The sequence below is a fragment of the Hydrogenophaga sp. 70-12 genome (genome assembly GCF_001897365.1).
Lineage (GTDB): Bacteria > Pseudomonadota > Gammaproteobacteria > Burkholderiales > Burkholderiaceae_C > Hydrogenophaga > Hydrogenophaga borbori.
This window is the reverse complement of record NZ_MKSS01000065.1, coordinates 1-3,396: the sequence shown is the minus strand read 5'-3', so window position 1 is coordinate 3,396 and position 3,396 is coordinate 1. Positions and strand designations below refer to the sequence as shown.

Here is a 3,396-nt window from a genome sequence, read left to right as displayed (position 1 = left end):
TCGAGGGGGTGACGGGCAAAGCCCGGCGCGGGGGTGTTCATCAGTTCCTCACCGGCTTGCCGGTGTTGAGCATCCCGAGGATGCGTTCCTGCGTCTTGGGGTGCGTGATGAGCGCGCAGAAAGCCTGGCGCTCCAGCGTCATAAGGTACTCCTCGCTGACCAGGGTGCCAGGGTCCACGTCGCCGCCGGTAACCACGTTCGCGATCAGGCTGGCGATGTGGAAGTCGTGCTGGCTGATGAAGCCGCCGTCGCGCATGTTCACGAGCTGGCCCAGGATGGTGGCCTTGCCGTCGCGTCCGGCCACGGGGAACAGGCGCTTGTGCGGCGCGCGGTAGCCGGCGCGGAACATCGCCTTCGCTTCGTTGAGCGCGACGAACAGCAGCTCGTCCTTGTGCGGCACGATCAGATCGGACTCGAGCAGGTAGCCGATGGCGCGCGACTCGATCGCGCTGGTGCCGACCTTGGCCATGGCGGCCGCCGTGAAGCCCTCGGTGAGGAACGGCAGCAGGTCCTTGCCGGTGGAGCTGGCCGCGTTCTCGGCCGCGCGGCGCGCCACGTAGGTGAGGCCGCCCGCGCCCGGGATCAGGCCCACGCCCACCTCCACCAAGCCGATGTAGCTCTCCATGTGCGCGACGCGCCGGCCGCTGTAGACGGCCAGCTCGCAGCCACCGCCCAGCGCCATGCCACGGATGGCCGAGACCACGGGCACGCTGGCGTAGCGCAGGCGCAGCATGGTCTGCTGCATGAAGCCCTCGGCGTCCTCGATGGCGGCCACGCCCACGGCCAGGAAGGCCGGCAGCATGGCCTGCAGGTCGGCGCCCACGCTGAAGGGCTCGTCGCCCGACCACACCACCAGGCCCTGGTACTGCGCCTCGGCGAGTTCCACCGCCTGCATCAGGCCCTCGCAAACCTCGGGGCTGATCGCGTGCATCTTGGTCTTGATGCTGGCGATCAGGACCTCGTTGTCGAGCGTCCAGAGCCGCACCGCGTCGGTTTCCTCGACGGTGGTGCCGGCATTGGCGAAACGCGGGCCCGCCTCGCCGAGCAGCAGCTCGGGGAAAGGCTGACGCTGGTAGACCGGCAGTTCACGGCGCGCCTCGAACACGCCCTTGGTGGGGTTCCACGAACCCTGGGCGGTGTGCACGCCGCCGGCCTCGGCCACCGGGCCCTTGAACACCCAGTCGGGCAGCGGCGCCGTCGACAGCGCTTTGCCGGCGTCGATGTCCTCCTGGACCATCTTCGCCACCTCCAGCCAGCCGGCTTCCTGCCACAGCTCGAAGGGACCCTGCTTCATGCCGAAGCCCCAGCGCATGGCCAGGTCCACGTCGCGCGCGGTGTCGGCGATGTTCGCCAGGTGCACGGCCGCGTAGTGGAAACCGTTGCGCAGGATGGCCCAGAGGAACCGGCCCTGAGGACCTGTGCTGTCCTTCAGCAGGCGCAGGCGCTCGGCCGCGGGCTTCTTGAGCATGCGGCCATAGACCTCGTCGGCCTTCTCGCCCGAGGGCACGTAGTCGCCGCTCGCCAGGTCGAAGCGCTGGATGTCGCGGCCCACCTTCCTGAAGAAGCCGGCCTTGGTCTTCTGGCCGAGGTGGCCCTTGTCGAGCAGGGCCTTGAGCACGGGCGGCGTGCCGAAGCTGCCGTAGAACGGGTCGCTCTCGGCGCTCAGGTTGTCCTGCAGGGTCTTGATGACGTGGGCCATGGTGTCCAGGCCCACCACGTCGGCGGTGCGGAAGGTGCCGCTGCTGGCGCGGCCCAGGCGCTTGCCGGTGAGGTCGTCCACGACGTCGAACGTCAGGCCGTGGTTTTCCACCTCCTTCATCGTGGCCAGCATGCCGGCAATGCCGATGCGGTTGGCGATGAAGTTGGGCGTGTCCTTGGCGCGCACCACGCCCTTGCCCAGGCCGCTGGTCACGAAGGTTTCGAGCTGGTCCAGGATCAGCGGCTGCGTCGCCGGCGTGGCGATCAGCTCCACCAGCACCATGTAGCGCGGCGGGTTGAAGAAGTGGATGCCGCAGAAGCGCGGCTGGATGGCCTCGGGCAGCGCCTCGCTCAGCGCCGTGATCGACAGGCCCGAGGTGTTGGACGCCACGATGGCGTGCGGGGCGACGTGCGGCGCGATCTTCTGGTACAGGTCGCGCTTCCAGTCCATGCGCTCGGCTATGGCCTCGATGACCAGGTCGCACTCGCCCAGCAGGGGCATGTGATCCTCGTAGTTGGCCGCGACGATGAGGTCGGCGTCGGCGGCCACGCCGAGGGGCGAGGGCTTGAGCTTCTTCAGGTTCTCGATCGCCCGGGTGACGATGCCGTTCTTCGGGCCTTCCTTCGCGGGAAGATCGAAGAGCACGACAGGCACCTTGGCGTTGACGAGATGGGCGGCGATCTGCGCGCCCATCACGCCCGCGCCGAGCACGGCGACTTTTCTGACGTTGAATCGGTTCATTGAGAGTACTTTCCTTGGCGGGCTAGCTGTTGCGCCTCGCACGAGGGGGAGTGGTCGAGGGACACCGAGGAACCGGCTGTGCCGGACCTCTGGTGTCGCCCCCTTGAGGGGGTCGCGCGAAGCGCGGCAGGGGTGTCATTCCATTCTTTGCCAGACCTGGGTTCGGAAGAAGGGGCCGATGTAGCCGCGCATCTCAAGTTGCGCGCCGCCATTGACGGGCTTGAGGCGCGCGCGGTAGCTCTTGCCGTTGTTCGGGTCGACGATGCTGCCGCCCTCGAACACGGTCTTGTCGCTCTCGCCGGCCTTGATGCCGCGCAGGATCTCCAGGCCCACGATGGGTTTGTCCTTGCGGTCGTCGGTGCACTTGTCGCACACGCCCTTGGGGTCGCTGGCCGGGTCGAGCAACTTCTCGATGCGGCCGCTGAAGACGCCATTGTTCTCGGTGATGCGCACCAGCGACTTCTCCTTCTTGGTGTCGTCGTCGATGGTCTTCCACAGGCCCGCGGGCGTCATCTGCGCGTGGGCCAGGCCGGCCAGGGCCAGCAGGGAAACGGCGATCGTGGTCTTGAGCAACATGGCGGTCTCCTGGTTGAACGGCGATCGATCAGGCGAGGGCTTCGTTGGTGTCCATCAGGACCCGGCTGCCCGATCGCGCCAGTCGCATCAGCGTGGCCGTCTCGGGGAACAGCTTGGCGAAGTAGAAGCGCGCGGTCTGCAGCTTGGCGGCGTAGAACGGGTCGCTGCTGCCGCCGTCGATGGCGCGTTGCGCGGCCTGGGCCATGCGCGCGAAGAAGTAGGCGAACACCAGGTGGCCGGCCACGCGCAGGTAAGGCACGGCGGCCGCGCCCACCTCATCGGGGTTCTGCAGGCCCTTGAAGCCGATCTCGGTGGTGAACTTGGTCATCTGCTCGCCCAGGTAGGCCAGCGGGTTGATGAACTCGGCCATCTTCTCGTTC

At 67.8% G+C, this 3,396-nt stretch carries 3 protein-coding genes; all 3 read right to left on the bottom strand.

Annotation, left to right across the window (positions count from 1 at the left end; translation table 11 throughout):
• Window positions 1-40: 40 nt before the first annotated feature.
• On the bottom strand, window positions 41-2,440 hold the full coding sequence (locus BGO22_RS04345; protein ID WP_070397148.1) for a 3-hydroxyacyl-CoA dehydrogenase/enoyl-CoA hydratase family protein: 2,400 nt from the start codon (window positions 2,438-2,440) through the stop codon (window positions 41-43).
• A 135-nt stretch (window positions 2,441-2,575) separates the two neighbouring features.
• Window positions 2,576-3,016 carry a DUF2147 domain-containing protein gene (locus BGO22_RS04340; RefSeq protein ID WP_070397147.1) on the bottom strand — a complete coding sequence of 147 codons (441 nt, stop codon included), beginning with the start codon at window positions 3,014-3,016 and terminating at the stop codon, window positions 2,576-2,578.
• A 28-nt stretch (window positions 3,017-3,044) separates the two neighbouring features.
• Window positions 3,045-3,396: acyl-CoA dehydrogenase C-terminal domain-containing protein (locus BGO22_RS04335; RefSeq protein WP_286849230.1), on the bottom strand; the 352-nt coding region annotated here is incomplete at its 5' end.